At 67.4% G+C, this 18,306-nt stretch carries 18 protein-coding genes; 9 read left to right on the top strand and 9 right to left on the bottom strand.

Annotated features, from left to right (window positions below; translation table 11 throughout):
• Positions 1–2: 2 nt before the first annotated feature.
• Complete coding sequence (gene radA, locus KW832_RS21005) at positions 3–1,379, bottom strand: DNA repair protein RadA (protein ID WP_121507864.1); 1,377 nt, start codon at positions 1,377–1,379, stop codon at positions 3–5.
• A gap of 116 nt (positions 1,380–1,495) precedes the next feature.
• Between radA and hpaI the strand changes: the two genes are divergently transcribed.
• The 3 genes from hpaI to KW832_RS20990 all read left to right on the top strand — a co-directional run bounded on the left by hpaI (position 1,496) and on the right by KW832_RS20990 (position 4,067).
• On the top strand, positions 1,496–2,326 hold the full coding sequence (gene hpaI / locus KW832_RS21000; protein ID WP_218301251.1) for a 4-hydroxy-2-oxoheptanedioate aldolase: 831 nt from the start codon (positions 1,496–1,498) through the stop codon (positions 2,324–2,326).
• 64 nt (positions 2,327–2,390) lie between these two features.
• Positions 2,391–3,368, top strand: a complete 978-nt coding sequence (locus tag KW832_RS20995; RefSeq protein WP_218301252.1) for a 2-dehydropantoate 2-reductase — start codon at positions 2,391–2,393, stop codon at positions 3,366–3,368.
• Between the two features lie 75 nt (positions 3,369–3,443).
• The gene (locus tag KW832_RS20990; protein WP_218301253.1) at positions 3,444–4,067 is read left to right on the top strand and encodes a glutathione S-transferase family protein; all 624 of its coding nucleotides are present in this window, start codon (positions 3,444–3,446) and stop codon (positions 4,065–4,067) included.
• Between the two features lie 72 nt (positions 4,068–4,139).
• Here the strand turns inward: KW832_RS20990 and KW832_RS20985 are convergent, their stop codons facing one another.
• Both KW832_RS20985 and KW832_RS20980 read right to left on the bottom strand, forming a co-directional pair.
• On the bottom strand, positions 4,140–5,720 hold the full coding sequence (locus tag KW832_RS20985) for an ABC transporter substrate-binding protein (RefSeq protein ID WP_218301254.1): 1,581 nt from the start codon (positions 5,718–5,720) through the stop codon (positions 4,140–4,142).
• A 74-nt stretch (positions 5,721–5,794) separates the two neighbouring features.
• Entirely contained in the window at positions 5,795–6,403 is a 609-nt protein-coding gene (locus KW832_RS20980) for a LysE/ArgO family amino acid transporter (protein WP_121421942.1), read from the bottom strand.
• Between the two features lie 77 nt (positions 6,404–6,480).
• Between KW832_RS20980 and KW832_RS20975 the strand changes: the two genes are divergently transcribed.
• Positions 6,481–7,368 (top strand): LysR family transcriptional regulator ArgP, encoded by an 888-nt coding sequence (locus KW832_RS20975; RefSeq protein WP_218301255.1) that lies wholly within the window; start codon positions 6,481–6,483, stop codon positions 7,366–7,368.
• A gap of 209 nt (positions 7,369–7,577) precedes the next feature.
• Here KW832_RS20975 and KW832_RS20970 read toward each other — a convergent pair whose 3' ends face one another.
• Positions 7,578–8,390, bottom strand: coding sequence for a siderophore-interacting protein (locus KW832_RS20970; RefSeq protein ID WP_218301256.1), 813 nt, complete (start codon positions 8,388–8,390; stop codon positions 7,578–7,580).
• A gap of 68 nt (positions 8,391–8,458) precedes the next feature.
• Between KW832_RS20970 and KW832_RS20965 the strand changes: the two genes are divergently transcribed.
• On the top strand, positions 8,459–8,932 hold the full coding sequence (locus KW832_RS20965) for a MarR family winged helix-turn-helix transcriptional regulator (protein WP_218301257.1): 474 nt from the start codon (positions 8,459–8,461) through the stop codon (positions 8,930–8,932).
• 125 nt (positions 8,933–9,057) lie between these two features.
• Here KW832_RS20965 and KW832_RS20960 read toward each other — a convergent pair whose 3' ends face one another.
• Together KW832_RS20960 and alr are read right to left on the bottom strand one after the other, a co-directional pair.
• Positions 9,058–9,930 carry a hypothetical protein gene (locus tag KW832_RS20960; RefSeq protein WP_218301258.1) on the bottom strand — a complete coding sequence of 291 codons (873 nt, stop codon included), beginning with the start codon at positions 9,928–9,930 and terminating at the stop codon, positions 9,058–9,060.
• A 128-nt stretch (positions 9,931–10,058) separates the two neighbouring features.
• On the bottom strand, positions 10,059–11,174 hold the full coding sequence (gene alr, locus KW832_RS20955) for an alanine racemase (protein ID WP_218301259.1): 1,116 nt from the start codon (positions 11,172–11,174) through the stop codon (positions 10,059–10,061).
• Positions 11,175–11,309: 135 nt separating this feature from the next.
• Between alr and lplT the strand changes: the two genes are divergently transcribed.
• The 3 genes from lplT to KW832_RS20940 all read left to right on the top strand — a co-directional run bounded on the left by lplT (position 11,310) and on the right by KW832_RS20940 (position 14,265).
• Positions 11,310–12,614, top strand: a complete 1,305-nt coding sequence (gene lplT, locus KW832_RS20950) for a lysophospholipid transporter LplT (protein ID WP_055399829.1) — start codon at positions 11,310–11,312, stop codon at positions 12,612–12,614.
• A gap of 192 nt (positions 12,615–12,806) precedes the next feature.
• Complete coding sequence (locus KW832_RS20945; protein WP_218301260.1) at positions 12,807–13,703, top strand: DMT family transporter; 897 nt, start codon at positions 12,807–12,809, stop codon at positions 13,701–13,703.
• Between the two features lie 73 nt (positions 13,704–13,776).
• Complete coding sequence (locus KW832_RS20940; protein ID WP_121421936.1) at positions 13,777–14,265, top strand: glutathione peroxidase; 489 nt, start codon at positions 13,777–13,779, stop codon at positions 14,263–14,265.
• Between the two features lie 58 nt (positions 14,266–14,323).
• On the opposite strand, the gene KW832_RS20935 is transcribed toward KW832_RS20940, so the two are convergent.
• The gene (locus KW832_RS20935) at positions 14,324–15,529 is read right to left on the bottom strand and encodes an acyltransferase (protein WP_218301261.1); all 1,206 of its coding nucleotides are present in this window, start codon (positions 15,527–15,529) and stop codon (positions 14,324–14,326) included.
• Between the two features lie 180 nt (positions 15,530–15,709).
• Between KW832_RS20935 and KW832_RS20930 the strand changes: the two genes are divergently transcribed.
• The gene (locus tag KW832_RS20930; protein ID WP_218301262.1) at positions 15,710–16,654 is read left to right on the top strand and encodes a LytTR family DNA-binding domain-containing protein; all 945 of its coding nucleotides are present in this window, start codon (positions 15,710–15,712) and stop codon (positions 16,652–16,654) included.
• Between the two features lie 271 nt (positions 16,655–16,925).
• Here KW832_RS20930 and KW832_RS20925 read toward each other — a convergent pair whose 3' ends face one another.
• Positions 16,926–17,660 (bottom strand): YafY family protein, encoded by a 735-nt coding sequence (locus KW832_RS20925; protein ID WP_055399814.1) that lies wholly within the window; start codon positions 17,658–17,660, stop codon positions 16,926–16,928.
• 61 nt (positions 17,661–17,721) lie between these two features.
• On the bottom strand, positions 17,722–18,210 hold the full coding sequence (locus KW832_RS20920) for a GyrI-like domain-containing protein (RefSeq protein WP_218301263.1): 489 nt from the start codon (positions 18,208–18,210) through the stop codon (positions 17,722–17,724).
• Between the last annotated feature and the right edge of the window lie 96 nt (positions 18,211–18,306).

The raw sequence follows: 18,306 nt of genomic DNA, 5'->3' as shown, positions 1-18,306 counted from the left end.
GCTTACAAGCCCCGCACCACGTTCATGGCCTCTTCCACCCGCTCCACCGCGTGGATGGTCAGCCCCTCAATGGGTTTCTTGGGCGCATTGGCCTTGGGCACCACGGCCACACTGAAACCGAGCTTGGCAGCTTCCTTCAGGCGCTCCTGGCCGCGGGGCGCGGGCCGCACCTCGCCCGCCAGCCCCACCTCGCCAAACGCCAGAAAGCCGCGCGGCAGCGCCTTGCCGCGCAGGCTGGAGGTGATGGACAGCATCACCGCCAGGTCGGCCGCTGGCTCGCTGATGCGCACGCCGCCCACGGCATTCACGAACACGTCCTGGTCCATGCACGCAACCCCCGCGTGGCGGTGCAGCACGGCCAGCAGCATGGCCAAGCGGTCCTTGTCCAGGCCCACGGACAGGCGCCGGGGGCTGGGGCCACCGCTGTCCACCAGTGCCTGGATCTCCACCAGCAGCGGGCGTGTGCCCTCCAGCGTCACCATCACGCAGCTGCCGGGCACGGGCTCGGAATGCTGGCTCAAAAAAATGGCGCTGGGGTTGCTCACGCCCTTGAGGCCCTTCTCGGTCATTGCAAACACGCCGATTTCGTTGACCGCGCCGAAGCGGTTCTTGATGGCCCGCACCAGGCGGAACTGGCTGTGCGTGTCGCCTTCGAAGTACAGCACCGTGTCCACCATGTGCTCCAGCACGCGCGGCCCCGCCAGCGCACCTTCCTTGGTCACATGGCCCACCAGCACGATGGCCACGCCCGAGGCCTTGGCACAACGCGTGAGGTGCGCCGCACATTCGCGCACCTGCGCCACGGAGCCGGGCGCGGACGTGAGCTGGTCGGAGTACACGGTCTGGATCGAGTCGATCACGGCCACCGCAGGCTGCATGGACTCGATGGTCGCCAGGATCTTTTCGAGCTGGATCTCGGCCAGCACGTTGACCTGGCTGTGGTCCAGCCCCAGGCGGCGCGAGCGCAGGGCCACCTGGGCACCGCTTTCCTCACCCGTCACATACAAGGTGGGCAGCCCTGCGCGCTGAAGCGCATCCAGCGCCTGCAACAGCAGGGTGGATTTTCCGATGCCCGGGTCGCCACCGATCAGTACCACACCACCTTCGACAATGCCGCCGCCCAGCACCCGGTCCAGCTCGTCGATGCCGCTCGGTGTGCGCTCCACATCGCTGGCCTCGATGGCCGACAGCGGCATCACGGCCTGGGCCTGGTTCAAACCGGCAAATTGCGAGCCGCTGTAGCGGTTCTTGCCCGGCCCGGCCTCGGCCACCTGCTCAATCAGCGTGTTCCAGGCACCGCAGGCCGGGCATTTGCCCAGCCAGCGCGGGCTGGTACCGCCGCATTCGGTGCAGGTGAACGTGGTTTTTTCTTTGGCCATGGCAGGTGTCGTTGAGGCTGCCCCGAAGTGGGGGCAGCCGACTATAGCGGCCATGCCCACTGGAATAGCAACAGCCCGTACGATGGCGGGCTTGGCACTGCCGCACGGAGTTCAGATTGCAGACACCCACCAACCGCTTCAAACAGGCCATGGCCCAGGGCCAGGCGCAGATCGGCCTGTGGCTCGGGCTGGCCGATGCCTACAGCGCCGAAATCCTAGCGGGCACCGGCTACGACTGGCTGCTGGTCGATGGCGAACATGCGCCCAACGACCTGCGCTCCATCCTGCACCAGCTGCAGGCCATCGCCAGCGCCAGCAGCGCGCTGCCCCCCGGCGTGCAGGCGCCCCACCCCATCGCACGCGTCCCCGTGGGCGACACGGCACTGATCAAGCAGTACCTGGACATCGGCGCACAGACCCTGCTGGTGCCCATGGTGGACACGGCCGAGCAAGCCCAGCAGCTGGTGCGCGCCACGCGCTACGCGCCCGAGGGCGTGCGCGGCATGGGCAGCGCGCTGGCCCGCTCGTCACGCTGGCAGGCCTACCCCCAGTATGTGCACGAGGCCAACCAGCAGATCTGCTTGCTGGTGCAGGCCGAGACGGTGGAAGCCATGGCCCACCTCGATGCGATTGCCGCCACGCCCGGCGTGGATGGCGTGTTCATCGGCCCGGCCGACCTGTCGGCTTCCATGGGCCACCCCGGCAACCCAGGGCACCCAGACGTGCAGGCCGCCATCCACGACGGCATCACCCGCATCCTGCGTGCGGGCAAGGCGCCAGGCATTCTGGCCACCACCGAATCCCAGGCGCACCAGTGGCTGGCGGCGGGCGCACTGTTTGTGGCCGTGGGCGTGGACACCATGCTGCTGGCCAGCGCTGCGCAGAATCTGCTGGCGCGCTTTCGCGCCGACGCTGGGGGCACACCAGCGCGCCCTGCGGGCTACTGAAGCCCACAAGACACCACACACCGATTCACCACGACACTCACCGGAAGACAAAGGCACGACCACCATGAAAGTTTGTATTTACGGCGCAGGCGCCATCGGAGGTTGGCTGGGCGTGGCCCTGGCGCAAGCGGGCCACCCGGTCAGCATGGTGGCGCGCGGCGACACGCTGCGCGCCCTGCAGGCCGAGGGGCTGCGCATGCGGCGCGCGGACGGCTCGCTGGCGCAGGTGCCCGTCACGGCCCACAGCGACCCGACAGCGCTGGGCGTGCAAGACCTGGTCGTGGTCGCCGTCAAGGCCCCGGGCCTGCCCGACGTGGCGCGCGCCATGGCGCCGCTGATTGGGCCCGACACCATCGTGCTCACCGCCATGAACGGCGTGCCGTGGTGGTTTCTCGACGGCTTTGGCGGCGCCGCGCAGGGGCGTGCCCTCGAATCCGTGGACGCGGGCGGCGTGATTGCCCAGGCCATCCCGGCGCGCAACGTGGTGGGCAGCGTGGTGCACACCAGTTGCTCGCTGGAGGCTCCGGGTTTCGTCCGCCAGCACTTTGGCAACCGCCTCATCGTGGGCGAGCCGGACGGCAGCCGCAGCCCGCGCCTGCAAGCACTGGCCGACACGCTGCAGCGCGGCGGCATCGATGTGGAAGTGAGCGACTGCATCCAGAAGGACATCTGGTTCAAGCTGTGGGGCAACCTCACCATGAACCCCATCAGCGCCCTCACCGGCGCCACCACCGACCGCATCCTGGACGACGACCTGGTGCGCGGCTTTGTCAGCGCCGTGATGCTGGAAGCCAAGGCCATCGGCGACCAACTGGGCCTGCCGATTGACCAGCAGCCCGAGGACCGCCACGCCGTCACGCGCAAGCTGGGCGCGTTCAAGACCTCGATGCTGCAGGATGTGGAAGCGAACAAGCCCATGGAGATCGACGCCCTGGTGGGCGCGGTGCGCGAGCTGGGCCAGATCACCGGCACGCCCACGCCCCACACCGACGCGCTGCTGGGCCTGGTGCGGCTGATGGCACGCACGCGCAAGCTTTACTGAAAAATTCAAGCCAAGTTGGCCTCCAGCGCTTATCCAAAAAGCGCTTATAGCTACTCAATTTATAGCAAACAACCTATGACCAACCTGACCCTTTACTACACCCCTGGCACCTGCGCGCAAGCCGTGCGCATCGGCCTGGAAGAAGCGGGCGCTCCCTATGACCTTGTGCGCGTGGACTTTGCCGCTGCCCAGCAACGCACGCCCGAGTACCTGGCCGTCAACCCCAAGGGCCGCGTCCCCGCGCTGGTCACGCCACACGGCACTTTGACCGAAACACCCGCGCTGCTGGCTTATGTGGCACAGAGCTTTCCCGAGGCACGCCTGGCCCCCGCCGATGCCCATGGCTTTGCACGCATGCAGGAGTTCCACAGCTACCTCGCCTCCACCGTGCACATCGCCCACGCCCACCGTCCCCGCGCCAGCCGCTGGGCCGACGAGCCCGACGCCATTGCCGCCATCCAGCGCAAGGTGCCGCAGAACATGACCGAGTGCTTCAACCTCATCGAAAGCCACTATCTGCCCAAAGCGGACCAGGGCCCCTGGGTCATGGGCGAGCAGTACACCGTGGCAGACGGTTACCTGTTCACCATTGGCACCTGGCTAAAAAGCGACGGCGTGGACATTTCCTCGTTCCCGAAGGTGTTTGCACACACCCAGCGCATGCTGGAGCGCCCGGCGGTGCAGCGCGCGCTGGCCTGATACGCCCACTGCGGACACAAAAAAGCCTCGGTGCTTTTGCTGCGCCGGGGCTTTTTTAATGGGTATCCGAGATCAATTGACCTTCAGATAACGCCAGTCGATGCGGTTGTCCGCCCGGTGGATGATCTCCACCTTCTTCGTCCCCGCCCACGGAATCACCTGGTTGTACAGCGGGATGTGCGACACCAGCTCGTGCTCCTTGATCAGCGCCTGCTCGATCAGGCTGTTACGCGTGGCGGTGTCCGTTTCCTTCTTCACACGCTCGATCAGCGCATCCATCTGCGGGTCCGAAAAGCGGCCCAGGTTGAAGTTGCCATCCCCACCCGCGCCGGGCGAGCGCACCAGCGACTGCAGGCTGTAGAACGCGTCAAACGTGGGCACGCCCCATCCCAGCAGGTAGATGCTGGCTTCGTTGCGCTGGATCATCGGGAAGTAGGTGGCAAACGGCAGCGAGCGCAGCTTGGCCTTGACTCCCACCTTGGCCCAATGTGACGTGATGGCCTGGCACAGCTGCTCGTCGTTGATGTAGCGGCCCGCGCTGCAGGCAAAGTCCACCTCAAACCCGTTGGGGTAGCCCGCGTCGGCCAGCAGCTTTTGCGCGGCCTTGGGGTCATAGGGGTAGCGCACATCGGCCTTCTTGGTCCAGCCGTTGACCTGGTTGGCGATCAGCGTGCCCGTGGGCTGGGCCAGGCCGCGCAGCACCACGCGCTGGATGGACTGGATGTCGATCGACTGGTACAGCGCCTTGCGCACGCGCAGATCCTTGAGCGGGTTCTTTCCCTTCACATCCGAGCCCGGCAGCTCGTCACGGAACTGGTCCAGGCCCAGGAAGATGGTGCGGTACTCCGGCCCTTCGAGCACCTGCAGGGTGGGCGTCTGCTTGATGCGCGCCAGGTCTTGCAGGCTGGGGTCGATCACAAAGTCAATCTCACCAGACAGCAGCGCCGCCGTGCGCGTGGCGTCGGCCTTGATGGGGGTGTAGACGATCTCGGTCAGGTTGGTGGGGTACTTGCCCTTGCCCCACCAGTTCGGGTTGGGCTCCAGCACCACGCGCTGGTCGGGTGCCCACTGCTTGAGCTGGTACGGGCCGGTGCCCAGCGCATTGCGGTGGGCGTACGTTTCATCCTTGGTCTTGATGTCCTTGGGCTCGACCGACTTGTTCTTTTCGGCCCAGGCGCGGCTCATGATGCGCAGCTCGGTCAGCTGGTTCACCAGCACCGGGTTGGGCAGGTCGGAGTGGATGTCGATGGTGTAGGCATCAACCTTTTCCACGCGGTCAATGCCCTGGGTGTAGACGGCGAAGTTGGAGGTCTTGGCCTTGGCCCGTTCCAGCGAGAACTTGGCGTCGTCGGCCGTGAACTCGCTGCCGTCGCTGAACTTCACGCCCTTGCGCAATGTCAGGCGCAGCTGCGTGGGCTTGACCAGCTTCCACTCGGTGGCGAGCGACGGCTCGGGCTTGAAGGTCTTGCTGTTGTATTCGACCAGCGTGTCGTACACCGCGCCGTGCATCGTGTTGTTCACGCCCACGTTCTGGGTGTGGATGTCCCAGGTGGAAATATCCACCGAGCGGGACCAGCGGAAGGTCTTGGCCTGCACAGCCATCGGAAGCGCCGTGGCCAGCGCGGCCGCGAGCAAGAGGGTCTTGAAACGCATGGGGGAATCACTCCAGATCAGTCAGTCCCCCACTATGGCGCAAGTCGCTTCTCCGTGTAACGAACTTGTATTTGTTAGCTTAGAACCATCACCATGGCCAAACCCATCATCGTGACGGCCGTGCCAGCGTCCAGCACCCGCCACGCACCGGGCGATGCGAACAAAGGCGCCAGCCAGCGCGAGCCAAACCCGAGGGTCAGGAACCACAAGGCGCTGGCCAGCGAGCCCCCGGCGGCAAAGGTGGCACGGCCCCAGGTGGGGTACGGGGTGGCCATGGTGCCCAGCAGCAGCACGGTGTCCAGGTACACATGCGGGTTCAGCCAGGTCAGCGCCAGCACCGTGAGCACGGTAGTGCGCAGGCTGGCGCCCGGCCCGTTGGCGGACACCAGCAGCTGGGCAGGCTTGAAGGCCCGGCTGGCGGCCTGCACGGCGTAGGCGGCCAGGAAGAGCGCGCCCGCCCAGCGCATGAACTGCGCCCACTCGGGCCGCGCCAGCAGCACCCCGCCCATGCCCCACACGCCCGCCTGCAACAGCAACGCATCGGACAGCGCGCACACCAGCACCACCGGCATCACATGCTCGCGCCGCAGGCCCTGGCGCAGCACAAAGGCGTTTTGCGCGCCAATGGCCATGATCAGAAGGGCCGTCGAAGTGAATCCGTGAAGAAAGGCAGTGGTGCTCATGGGCGTGGATTGTGGGGATCGCATTCTCGTCACGCCAGCTATACTTTTTAACGATCCGTCAAAATGGCTAACGCACCATGCGCCTCGACTCTGCCCAGCTCAACGCCTTCGCCACCGTAATCGACGAGGGCAGCTTCGAGCGGGCCGCCGCCGCGCTGCACGTCACCCGCTCGGCGGTTTCACAGCGCGTGAAACTGCTGGAAGAACGCGTGGGCCAGGTGCTGGTGCGCCGCGCCACGCCCTGCACACCCACCGAAGCCGGGCAGGCGCTGTACCGGCACGCACGCGAAGTGGCACTGAGCGAGACCGACGCGCTTGCCACCATTGGCGGTGGGCAGCACACGTCCACGCGCCTGGCCATTGGCGTCAATGCCGACTCGCTGGCCACCTGGTTCCCGCACGCCATGGCCCAGGCAGCCGAGGGCCAGAGCATCACCTTCGACATCCATGTGGAGGACCAGGACCATTCAGCCAACCTGCTGCGCGAAGGCCGCGTGATGGCCGCCGTGACGGCCGACCCGCAGCCCGTGCAGGGCTGCAAGGTGCTCCCGCTGGGCACGCTGCGCTACCGGGCGCTGGCCAGCCCCGCGTTCATGCAGCGCTACTTTTCCCAGGGGGTGACCGCTGCTGCGCTGGCTACGGCGCCCATGCTGGTGTTCAACCGCAAGGATGCGCTGCAGGCCCGGTTTGTGGGGCGCATCACGCGCCGCAAACTCACGCCGCCCGTGCACTGGCTGCCCGAGGCGCACGCGTTTGTCATGGCCACCCGGGCCGGACTGGGCTGGGGCATGACGCCCGACCCGATGGTGCAGCACGACCTGGAGGCTGGCACGCTGGTCGAGCTGATTCCGGGCAAACCGGTGGACGTGCCGCTGTACTGGCAATCCTGGCGCCTGAACGTGCAGGCGCTGCACCACATGACCGAAGCAGTGCAGCGGGCGGCGGGGCTTACCCTGCTGCGCTGAGTAGTCCAGTGAACCTGAAAAATCGACGGTACGCCGGTGCTCCAAGGACTGCAACGCTGCACTGCGACTCGTGGGGCCCCGGCCCTTTGGGTGAGTGCCTCGCCGCCCCGCATGCGTCGTTGCCGTGCTCGCCGGGTATACAAACCGGCTGCGCCCGCCGCCTAGCATGCGGGGCGGCTAGGTACTCACGTACCGCCGATTTCTCAGGTTCACTGGACTAAGTCTTCGTGGTGGTCGGCGGCGCCACGTTTCCAGTAGGCAGAGATGCGCATGCGCTTGGCATCCACACCCGGCTTGGCGAGCATGGCGCGGCGCACGGCGGCCATCTCGCTGTGTTCGCCGGCTGCCCAGACAAACCCAGCGCCGGTTGGCAGCGCCAGCGCTTCCACGGCGGCGGGCAGCGCGCTCACCCATTGCAGGTCGAGCTGTGCCGCACTGGCAAGCACGCGCTGGTCGGCTGGGTTGCGCACCTGGATGCGCACCGTGGCCTGGGTGTGGGCGGGCAGCTCGGCCAGGCGGCGGGCGATGGCGGGCAGCGCAGTTTCGTCGCCCAGCAGCCAGTGCCAGTCAAACCCGGTGGGCACCACCATGCTGCCGCGCGGCCCGGCAATGCCCACCCACTGGCCGACGGCGGCGCTGGCGGCCCAGTCGGTGGCGGGGCCTGCGTCGTGCAGGGCCACTTCGATGTCCAACTCGCCCGTGGCGGCGTCATGGCGTGCGGGGGTGTAGTCACGCAGCACGGGGCGCGGATCGGGGAAAACCGGGCGGCCGTCGTGCAGGGACGGCAGCGAGGGGCGCTCCTGGCCCGGCTGGGGCAGGATGAGCTTGAGATGGTCGTCAAACCCCGCGCTCACAAACCCGGCCAGCTCGGGCCCGGCCAGGGTGAGCCGCACGAAACCGGGGCTGACGGCGGTGCGCCGCACCACCTGGAGGTGGCGGGCTTGCAAGGGATGGCGGACGCGTTCGACGGCAAGGTGTGCAGCGTCAACCGGAGGAGTGGCGGTAGGCAGAGGTGCGTTCATGGCTTAAAATGTTGATTTAGTCAACCAATGATCTGCGAATTGGTTGATTTTGTCAACCACATATCGCCATGACCACCCACGCACCCGCCGATGTCTTTGAAGCCATGCACGACCTGCTGCATGTCTACCGGGCGCACATGGTGCGCACGATGGCCGCCATCCACCCCGACCTGACGCACAACGAAGTGCGGGCGCTGATGTTCGTGGGGCGCCACCCTGGCACCACGCAGCGCGAACTGGTGGCGCACAGCGGTGCCGACAAGGCACAGGTGGCCCGCATGGTGGGGATGCTGCAGGACAAGGGTTGGCTGGAGAGCGCACCGAATGCCGAGGACAAGCGCAGCCGCTGCCTGCGCCTGAGCGCCCAGGGTGCGACCCTGCACCAGGCGCTGCGCGACGCCCGCCGGGGGCTGGCGGCGTCGCTGCTCAAGGGGTGTGACGACGCCACGCAGGCCCAGCTGCTCGCCCTGCTGGCACAGGTGCGCAGCAACCTGGACGCCATCGACACCGGCTGCCAGGGCGGCCGGGACTGCCGCAGCTAGCGACGGGAAGGGAGACGCAGGAGGCCCGTCCCCGCTCCAAGAGGGAAAAATGGTGAAAACCGGGGCCTAGCGCTTGATGGATCTACATTTATAGCTATCACTTTAGTAGCATTTCATCTTTTCCATCACTGCCCCTGGATCACCCGCACGGCCTGGGGCAGCGACTGCACGCCGGGCATGAAATGGTCGATGGTGGCGCCCAGCACCACGGCGCAGACCAGCGCGCCCAGCAGCGGCTTCCAGGTCAGGCGCACGGCAGCCGTGAGCCAGCCCTCGCGCTCCACGCCCACAGCGGCACGGGCGGTGGCCACCGAGAAGGCGATTTCGACCGCCACGGTCAGCAGCACGTCCCAACCAAAGAACAGCATGGCCAGCGAGCCCGCGCCAAAGATGATCGCCGCGCCGATGAGAAAAATCGCCACCACGGGCACCACCACCACCGCGCCTTCGTCGGCGCTGCCAATGGCGTCGGCGGCGCCGCTGGCCAGGTCGCCCAGCGCGCTGGAATCGCTGCCCGAGCCCCCGCTGGACAGGCCCTGCGTCCACGCACCGCCAAAGTCACCGGATGCGCCGCCGCCGCCAAAATCACCGCCGCCGGTGCGCGGCAGCGGTACCTGGCCACTGCCGCCGCCGGACGACCCGCTGGGCCAGGACACATCGGGCACATCCAGGCTGCTGCCGTCGTGATGGGATGCTCGTTCCTGCCGCACCAGCCGCGCCGCCCAGGCGCGCAACACCAGAAGGTACCCCAGGTAGCCGACCGAGAGGGTCACGAAATACCGCAGCGCCAGCGACTCCACGCCCAGCAGCATCTGCACATGGGAGGTGCACCACATCAGCAGCAGCGTGAAACTGCCGATCAGCAGCCCATGCCAGCGCAGGCTGTAGCGCTGCTGCAGGGTGCGCGCCACCGTGCCGTGGTGCGGCATGCGCACGGAGCGCCAGGTGGAGGTTTTCTTCTTGCTGTTGCTGCTGCGGTCGCTGCGGGAAGTGGCCATGGACGGAACGCCTGCGGTGAAAAGTGGGTGGTCGCCGGCCGCATGTTCGGCCAGAACCGCGCCATTTCACACCAGTTTGCCGCGCCGCTGCAGCCCTGCATACGGCCGTGCGTGAACTTGTCGACGAATCAGGCGTTGCCGTCCACCGACACCGGCACCCGCTGGGCCAGCGCCGTCAGCAGCTCCCAGCTCACGGTGCCCGCAGCGGCGGCCACCTCGTCCACACCCAGCACCGTGCCGTTGCTGGCCTGGCCCCACAGCGTGACTTCCGCGCCAAACCCTGCGGCCACGCCCGCCTGCTGCAGCGGCGTGAGATCCACTGTGATCATGTCCATGCTCACCCGCCCCACCAGCCGCGTGCGGATGCCGTTGACCAGCACGGGTGTGCCGGTGTCGCAGTGGCGCGGGTAGCCGTCGGCATAGCCGCAGGCCGCCACGCCAATCAAGAGCGGCCCATCGGCCGTGAAGCGCGAGCCATAGCCCACGGTGTCGCCCGCCTGCAGCTGCTGCGTAGCGATGAGGCGGGTGGCGAGGGTCATGGTGGGGCGCATGCCCCAGTGGGTGGCGGTGTGCTCCGGGTAGTCGGGGGCGCTGCCATACAGCGCGATGCCGGCCCGCACCCAGTCGGCACGCACGCGTGCGTCCGCCGCATGGCGCAGGGTGGCGGCGCTGTTGCTCAGCGTGCGCTCACCCGGCAGGTCTTGTGCTGCGGTGTTGAACACGGCCAGCTGGTGCGCCACGCCCCGGGGGCCATCGGCGTCGCTGAAGTGGGTCATGAACGAAATTTCGTCTACCTGCGGCAGCGCATTGAGGCGCGCCCAGGCAGCGCGAAAGCGCTGGGGCGCAAAGCCCAGGCGGTTCATGCCCGAGTTCATCTTGAGGAACACACGGTGCGGCACCTGCGTCTTGTGGGCGGCCAGCATGTCGATCTGCTCGTCGCAGTGCACTGCGTGCCACAGGCCCAGGCGCGAACACAGCTCCAGGTCGCGCGGCTCGAACACGCCTTCGAGCAGCAGGATGGGCCCGCGCCAGCCCAGGTGGCGCACGCGCTCGGCCTCGGCCAGGTCCAGCAGCGCGAAACCGTCAGCGCCGCGCAGGCCTTCGTACGCGCGCTCGATGCCGTGCCCGTAGGCATTGGCCTTGACCACGGCCCAGACCTTGGCATCAGGGGCCGCCTGTCGGACACGCTCCAGGTTGTGGTGCAGGGCGGCGGTGTGGATGGTGGCGGCAATGGGACGGGGCATGGGGTTTGACCGGGTGGGAAGCACCGGATTCTGGCACCGTGGCCGTTTATCCGCGTGATATAACCGTCCGTCACTTGCCAGGGTCCCCACATTTAACAGGGCATCAGCCGAACTGATGCTGCCAACAGCCATTCGATGAAGCGCGGTTTTTACACCATCATGTCGGCGCAGTTTTTCAGCTCGCTGGCCGACAACGCACTTTTCGTGGCCGCCGTGGAGCTTCTGCGTACAGAAGGTGCCCCCGAGTGGCAGCGCGCCGCCCTGGTGCCCATGTTTGCGCTCTTCTATGTGGTGCTGGCGCCTTTTGTCGGCGCCTTTGCCGACGCCCTGCCCAAAGGCAAGGTCATGTTTGTCAGCAACGCCATCAAGGTGGTGGGCTGCCTCATGATGCTGTTTGGCTCGCACCCGCTGATGGCTTATGCGGTGGTGGGGCTGGGTGCGGCGGCTTACTCGCCCGCCAAGTACGGCATCCTCACCGAGTTGCTTCCGGCCTCGCAACTGGTCAAGGCCAATGGCTGGATCGAGGGGCTCACCATTGCGTCCATCATCCTCGGCGTGCTGTTTGGCGGCCAGCTGGTGGGGCAGCACCTGTCGCACATGCTGCTGGGCATCGACATCCCCATGATCGACACCGGCGTGGACACGCCCGCCGAATCCGCCATCGCCGCACTGATTGCGGTGTATGCGCTGGCGGCCTGGTTCAACACCCGCATCCCGCACACCGGGGTGGAGATGCGCCCCCTGCGCGCCGACCCTTCGCGCAGCGTGCTGGCCAACGCACTCAATCTGCTGCCCGACTTCTGGGCCTGCAACGGCCGCCTGTGGCGCGACAAGCTCGGCCAGATCTCGCTGGCCACCACCACCCTGTTCTGGGGCGCAGGCGGCAACCTCAAGTTCATCGTGCTGGCCTGGGCGGCTGTGGCACTGGGCTACAACACCACGCAGGCCTCGGCCCTCACCGGTGTGGTGGCCATCGGCACGGCCGTCGGCGCGGTGGTGGCGTCCATGCGCATGCGCCTGGACATGGCCACCAAGGTGATCCCGCTGGGCATTGGCATGGGGCTGTTGCTGATCCTCATGGTGTTCATCAGCAACATCTGGCTGGCGATACCCTTTCTCATCCTGCTGGGCGGCCTGGGCGGCTACCTGGTGGTGCCCATGAACGCGCTGCTGCAGCACCGGGGCCACAACCTGATGGGCGCGGGCCGGTCGATTGCTGTGCAGAACTTCAACGAACAGGCCTGCATCCTGGGCCTGGGCGCGTTCTACAGCCTGTCGCTCAAGCTGGGGCTGTCGGTGTTTGGCGCGATCATCACCTTTGGCCTCGTGGTGGCCGGAATCATGTGGATCATCCGCCGCTGGCACCAGCGCAACTGCATCAACTACCGCGACGAAGTGAACCACTTGCTGGACATTGCGCGGCACGATACGCACCACTGAATCCCCCTGAGTCGCCTTCGGCGCCTTCCCCCTGAGGGGGACGCACCCGCTGGCCTGGCAGAGCCAGTTCCACGGGTGCACTGGCCTTGGGGCGTGCCTGTTTTGAGCGCTGTGTGACTTGGCGCAAATTGCTACATAATTTATAGCTTCCAGCGCTTATCCATAAAGCGCTAGAGCCTATTTTTACTCTCAATGCAATCTCCCCTGCCCTTTGCCGCCCTGCTGTTCAACGCTTTCGTCTGGGGCCTGGCGTGGTGGCCGTTTCAGCGCATGCACCAGGCGGGGCTGCATCCGCTGTGGGCCACGGCGTCGATGTACGCCGTGGTGCTGGTGGCGCTGCTGGCCTGGCGGCCGGGGATCCTAGCGCAGGTGCGGGCGCACCCGCAGCTGTGGCTGCTGGCGCTCGCATCGGGGCTGAACAACGTGGCTTTCAACTGGGCCGTGACCATTGGCGACGTGGTGCGCGTGATCCTGCTGTTCTACCTGATGCCCGCCTGGGCCGTGCTGCTGGCCTGGCGCATTCTGGGCGAGCGCCCCACGCCGGCGGCACTGCTGCGCCTGGCGCTGGCCTTTGCAGGCGTGGTGCTGGTGCTGCTGCCCGAGGGCGCGCCCGCCACGCGCCTGCTGCAGAACCTGTCTCTGGCCGACGGCCTGGCCCTGCTGGGGGGCTTCATGTTCGCGCTCACCAACGTCACGCTGCGCCGCCTGCACGCCGTGCCGGGGCCTGCGCGCATGGTCACCATGTTCGGCGGCTGCATGCTGATGGCGCTGGGCGTGGCCTGCGTGGGGCTGCAGGTGGGCGTGGTGGAACCGTTCCCGGCCGTGAACGCCACTTGGCTCACCACCGGTCTTCTGCTGGCCGGTGTGCTCATGCTGGGCAACTGGGCGCTGCAGTTCGGCGCCGCGCGCCTCGCGGCGGGCACCACGGCGCTGGTGATGCTGTCGGAGGTGATGTTTGCCAGCGTGTCGTCGGCCCTGCTGGGCGCCTCCACCCTGAGCACGCGGACCGTGCTGGGTGGGGCGCTGATCCTGCTGGCATCCTTGCTCGCGGCGCTGCAGTTTCGCCGCCCCGGCGCCACGGCCCACTGAGCAGGCCACGCGCCGCACGCGGATGGGCGACAGGGGCTACCATGGCCCGTCATCCCAACCCCGGAGGTTCCGCATGCCCACCAGCATCTACGACTTTGAAGCCCAGCAGATGAACGGCAAGACCGTGCCCTTGTCGCAGTACAAGGACAAGGTGCTGCTCATCGTGAACACCGCCAGCGCCTGCGGCTTCACGCCCCAGTTCGGCGGGCTCGAAGATCTGCACAAGCAATACGCCGACAAGGGCCTCGTCGTGCTGGGTTTTCCCTGCAACCAGTTCGGCAGCCAGGACCCCGGCAGCAACGACGAGATCGCCAGCTTCTGCCAGCTCAACTACGGCGTGAGCTTTCCGATGATGGCCAAGATCGACGTGAACGGCGCCAATGCCTCGCCCCTGTACCAGTGGCTGGCCGCCGAAGCCCCGGGCCTGCTGGGCAGCAAGGCGATCAAGTGGAATTTCACCAAGTTCCTGGTCGGCAAGGACGGCCGCGTGATCCGCCGCTATGCGCCGCAGGATGCGCCGAAGAAGCTGGCGGGGGATATCGAGGCAGCGCTGGCGGGTTGATCCCAACGCAGCCATCGATGCATGGTGTTCATCGCACCAGCGGTCGTGGTAGCGCTTCCTATCCCAGACTTGCTGGGGCCCGTTTGACCAACGGCTTTTCGCCCTGGCCCGGCAACCCGAACAGCGGCCGCAGCCACCGCACACGCCGTACCACCGCCGTCAGCCCCCAGCAAAGCCCCACCGCCCCGGCCACCAGGGCCAGCGGCTCCACCACCGGCCCCAGCTGCGCAGGCGCCAGCCACACCACCAGCACGATGATGGCCGTCTGGTGCAGCAGGTACCAGGGGTAGACCGACTCACTGGCCCAGCGCAGCCAGGGCCAGGGGCGATTGAGGCGGTGGTGGGCCCAGCCCAGGATAGTGAGCAGGGTCGCCCACAGGTACACGTCTGCCAGCACGCGCAGCGGCCAGCGCGCGAACCGCACGCCGTGCTGCTGCGCCAGGCCGAGCAGACCCAGGTACAGAACCAGCAGCACTAGCGCCATGGCGAGGGTGCGCCAGCGCAGGCGCACCAGTTCGGCCCACAGACCGGTATCCAGCCCGATCCAGTAGCCGTAGACAAACACCGTGAAGTACACGGCGTGCAGCCACCCGTCATGGACCAGGTCGTGCGTGGGCGGACAATGCGGCCACAGCAGCACCGAATACAGCGCCAGCGGCAGCACGGGCACCACCATCAGTGCAGCGCCCCGCAGCCCGGTGAAGGCTCGGCGCAGGCGCTGCCCGGCGGCGGATTCGGCCAAGGGCAGCAACGCCGCCAGCACCATGGTGTAGACCCACAGGTAGGCCAGGTACCACAGGTGGTTCCAGGTGACGCCAGCGTGCCAGCCGTCAAATGCGCCCGGCGGCCAGGTGCTGCCGCTGTAGTAGCGCAGCAGAAAGGCGCCGAAGCCCGGCGCGATGAGCCCGTTGGCCACCCCCTGCGCGTAGGGCTGGTAGGGCACGATGACGGCCATGCCAAAGGCCAGCGGCACCAGCAGGCGCAGGCTGCGCAGCCGCACCAGCCCCGCCACCGACTGCCCCCGCCGGACCAGCCCGAAGGCCAGGCCCGAGACCAGGAACACCAGGTCCATGCGCCAGAGGTTGAGCGCGCGCATGGGCGCCTGCAGCCATTCCGCCTCGTACGGGCTTTTGAGGTGCCAGTGCCAGTCGGCCACGTAATACATGGCCACGTGGTACAGGATGACCAGCCCAAAGGCCAGCGCCCGCAGCGCGTCGATGTCATGGCGGCGGACGGGGGTGGAGGCACAGGAAGGTGTAGACATGGCACAACGCAGACAGGGTGGGCACAGGGCCCGATGCTGCGGCCCCGCCCCTTCTCACGGCACCGCCGGGGGACGGGCTGGGGTGCCACTGGGACCAGCGGCGGGCAGGAGGGACGAAAAGAAACCGCCGCGGGGAAACTCCCGCCCGGCGGCGCACGGCCCTGCCTACACTTGCCACCCATGACCGCCCCCGCGCCCGCCTGGATCGACCGCTACCCCCACGACCGCGCCCTGCGGCGCCGTGCGGAAGTCAGCTTCTGGGCCGTGGTGCTGCTGGTGCAGGCGACCTTCAACACGGTGGTGACCCGGATCGAACTGCGCAGCGCCGGGCGGACCGTGGCCGCGTGGGAGCCGCTGCTGTGGGAGCTGACGAGCGCGCTGGTGGTGGCGGCGCTGATCCCGGCCGTGGTGGCGTTCGAGCGGCGCTTTGTGCTGCGCTGGGGCACGCTGCGGCGCCATCTGCCCTGGCACGTGCTGGCCAGCGTGGCCTACTGCACCGTGCACCTGGCGGGCATGTGGGCGCTGCGCCATGCGGGCTATGCGGCCCTGGGCGAGCGCTACCAGCCGCCAAGCTGGTGGGCGCAGTGGGGGTATGAATACCTGAAAGACGTGCGCAGCTACGCGCTCACGGTGTGCGCGCTGGTCAGCTACCGCTTCTTGCTGCTGCGCCTGCAGGGCGAGGCGCGCGTGCTGGATGCCCCCGAACCGCCCGCGCCACAGGTGCAGGACGTGCCCGAAACGCCCGCCGCGCAAGCCCCGGCATCAACGCCCGAAACCCCGCACGCCCCGCCCGCACAACGCCCCGAACGCTTCCTGGTGCGCAAGCTGCGCCGCGAGTTCCTGATCGCCGCAGGCGACATCGCCTGGCTGCAGGCCCAGGCCAACTACGTGGGCCTGCATGTGAATGGGCACGACTACCTGCTGCGCTCCACGCTCACCGACTTCCTCACCCAGCTGGACCCGTCACGCTTCGTGCGCGTGCACCGCAGCTACGCGGTCAACCTGGACGCCATCGCCGTGATCGAGCCGCTGGACAGCGGCGACGCGCGCCTGGTGATGAAGGATGGGAGCAGCGTGCCCTGCAGCCGGCGCTACCGGGACGGGCTGGCACCCCGCGCGGGCTAAATACCTCGGGAGCTGTTCAAGCCCCATACCCGACTGCGTTCACAAAACACAACCCTTCACGCTGAGCGTGGACGGCTTGCGGCGATCAAACGCGAATCGATGTCAGTTATTCATTGTTCTGCGCGCCACCCTCCACGCATAAAACTGGCGCGGCCAAGGCCAGTGCCCCCGCGCAAGGGCCGCCCCGCCGCGCTGGGGGCGTCCCCCTCCCGACTCGCGCAGCGAGGAGAGAGAGGGGGAAGGCGCGAAGCGACTCAGGGGGTGTTTCACTTCAGGCATTGAGCCCCGGCGTCTGCGCAGCCCCCCATTCGGGCGGGCAGGCGGCCATCTCCGCCTCCACCTTGCGCAGCATGTCGGCCAGGGTCTTGCCAGGCTCCTGGCGGAACTGTTCGTCGAGCACCACCAGATCCACGATGCGGTCGATGCGAAAACCCCGGAAGTCATTGCGCAGCTCGCACCAGGCCGACAGCGTCCAGACCTTGCCCCAGTAGAAGCAACCCAGCGGGCGCAGGCGGCGCAGGCTGGGGCGGCCGTGTACGTCGGCGTAGTTGATCTGCACCACGTGGCGACTGTGCACCGCCTCGCGCAGGGCCTGCAGGGTGGCCTGCACGCGCGGGTCCAGCCCCACCGATGGCGCATACAGCGCCTGCGCCTCGGCCGCTACGCGGGCAGCGGGGGGCAGCACCGACAGGATCTTGCCCAGCGCCCCCTCGACCTCGCGCGCCAGCCCGGCGTCGAGCCAGGCCTGGGCCAGGCGCGCGGCGGCCACCAGGGCGTTGGCCTCGCCCTGGCTGAACATCAGCGGCGGTAGTTCGAAACCCGCGCCCAGGCGGTAGCCCACACCGGCCTCGCCCTCAATGGGCACGCCCTGGTGCTGGAGGTCCGCCACGTCGCGGTAGATGGTGCGCTGCGAGACTTCGAGCCGCTCGGCCAGGAAGGCGGCCGTGGACAAGCGCCGACCCCGGATGAGCTGGACGATCTGAAACAGGCGGTCGGCGCGGCGCATGGTGGTTTATTTTTTCAGAGTATTAAGGTCCTAGCGCTTATCCATCAAGCGCTACAAGCTATCAATTTTGAAGCAGCACTCCGATATGGATGGCCACCTGGTCTGGGCCCTCATAGGCCTCGAAGTCGGTTCCAAAGCGGCGTTGCACCTGCGGGTTCTCGGCAAAGTAATGCCAGATGCGCACCCAGGTGTCGATCACCATTTGGGGCATATCGCCCTGGCCGGTAAAGACCAGGTAGTCGCCAGCCTGAATGTCAACGCGGCTGGCGCCGGGTACGGCCTGGGCCCCATCGGGGTCGGCCACGGCCACACCGGCGGTCACATCAAAGGCGCCGTGCTCGTTCGACTCGTAGCCGCTGTACACGCCGAAGATGCGTCCATCGTCGCCCCGGCTGGGCAGTTTGCGCTCCCAGCTCTGGCTGAAGAAACGGTTCCACAGGCCTCCGAGGCGCGCGATGGCGGGGTTCATCTCTTCGCTGTTGCGGGTGCGCACGGCGATGCCGGCCACGCTGAATGCTGGAATCTGGATGATTGCGGGGGTGTTTGTCATGGCGGGTCCTCTCTGGTCTTCAATGAATGGAATTGGCGCGCGGGCCGCTGGGCGCCGTGCAGGAGAGGCATGGTGCGTGCACGCTACTGACAACCT

It is taken from the genome of Acidovorax sp. sif0632 (assembly GCF_019218805.1).
Taxonomy (GTDB): Bacteria; Pseudomonadota; Gammaproteobacteria; order Burkholderiales; family Burkholderiaceae_C; genus Acidovorax; species Acidovorax facilis.
The sequence above is the reverse complement of the archived record's forward strand: the minus strand, read 5'-3'. Positions and strand labels throughout refer to the sequence as shown.

Coding starts and splice junctions, on each gene's coding strand:
- radA (WP_121507864.1), bottom strand. CDS start 1,379: ATGGCCAAAGAAAAAACCACGTTCACCTGCACCGAATGCGGCGGTACC.
- KW832_RS20995 (WP_218301252.1), top strand. CDS start 2,391: ATGAAAGTTTGTATTTACGGCGCAGGCGCCATCGGAGGTTGGCTGGGC.
- KW832_RS20990 (WP_218301253.1), top strand. CDS start 3,444: ATGACCAACCTGACCCTTTACTACACCCCTGGCACCTGCGCGCAAGCC.
- KW832_RS20985 (WP_218301254.1), bottom strand. CDS start 5,720: ATGCGTTTCAAGACCCTCTTGCTCGCGGCCGCGCTGGCCACGGCGCTT.
- KW832_RS20980 (WP_121421942.1), bottom strand. CDS start 6,403: ATGAGCACCACTGCCTTTCTTCACGGATTCACTTCGACGGCCCTTCTG.
- KW832_RS20975 (WP_218301255.1), top strand. CDS start 6,481: ATGCGCCTCGACTCTGCCCAGCTCAACGCCTTCGCCACCGTAATCGAC.
- KW832_RS20970 (WP_218301256.1), bottom strand. CDS start 8,390: ATGAACGCACCTCTGCCTACCGCCACTCCTCCGGTTGACGCTGCACAC.
- KW832_RS20965 (WP_218301257.1), top strand. CDS start 8,459: ATGACCACCCACGCACCCGCCGATGTCTTTGAAGCCATGCACGACCTG.
- KW832_RS20960 (WP_218301258.1), bottom strand. CDS start 9,930: ATGGCCACTTCCCGCAGCGACCGCAGCAGCAACAGCAAGAAGAAAACC.
- alr (WP_218301259.1), bottom strand. CDS start 11,174: ATGCCCCGTCCCATTGCCGCCACCATCCACACCGCCGCCCTGCACCAC.
- lplT (WP_055399829.1), top strand. CDS start 11,310: ATGAAGCGCGGTTTTTACACCATCATGTCGGCGCAGTTTTTCAGCTCG.
- KW832_RS20945 (WP_218301260.1), top strand. CDS start 12,807: ATGCAATCTCCCCTGCCCTTTGCCGCCCTGCTGTTCAACGCTTTCGTC.
- KW832_RS20940 (WP_121421936.1), top strand. CDS start 13,777: ATGCCCACCAGCATCTACGACTTTGAAGCCCAGCAGATGAACGGCAAG.
- KW832_RS20935 (WP_218301261.1), bottom strand. CDS start 15,529: ATGTCTACACCTTCCTGTGCCTCCACCCCCGTCCGCCGCCATGACATC.
- KW832_RS20930 (WP_218301262.1), top strand. CDS start 15,710: ATGACCGCCCCCGCGCCCGCCTGGATCGACCGCTACCCCCACGACCGC.
- KW832_RS20925 (WP_055399814.1), bottom strand. CDS start 17,660: ATGCGCCGCGCCGACCGCCTGTTTCAGATCGTCCAGCTCATCCGGGGT.
- KW832_RS20920 (WP_218301263.1), bottom strand. CDS start 18,210: ATGACAAACACCCCCGCAATCATCCAGATTCCAGCATTCAGCGTGGCC.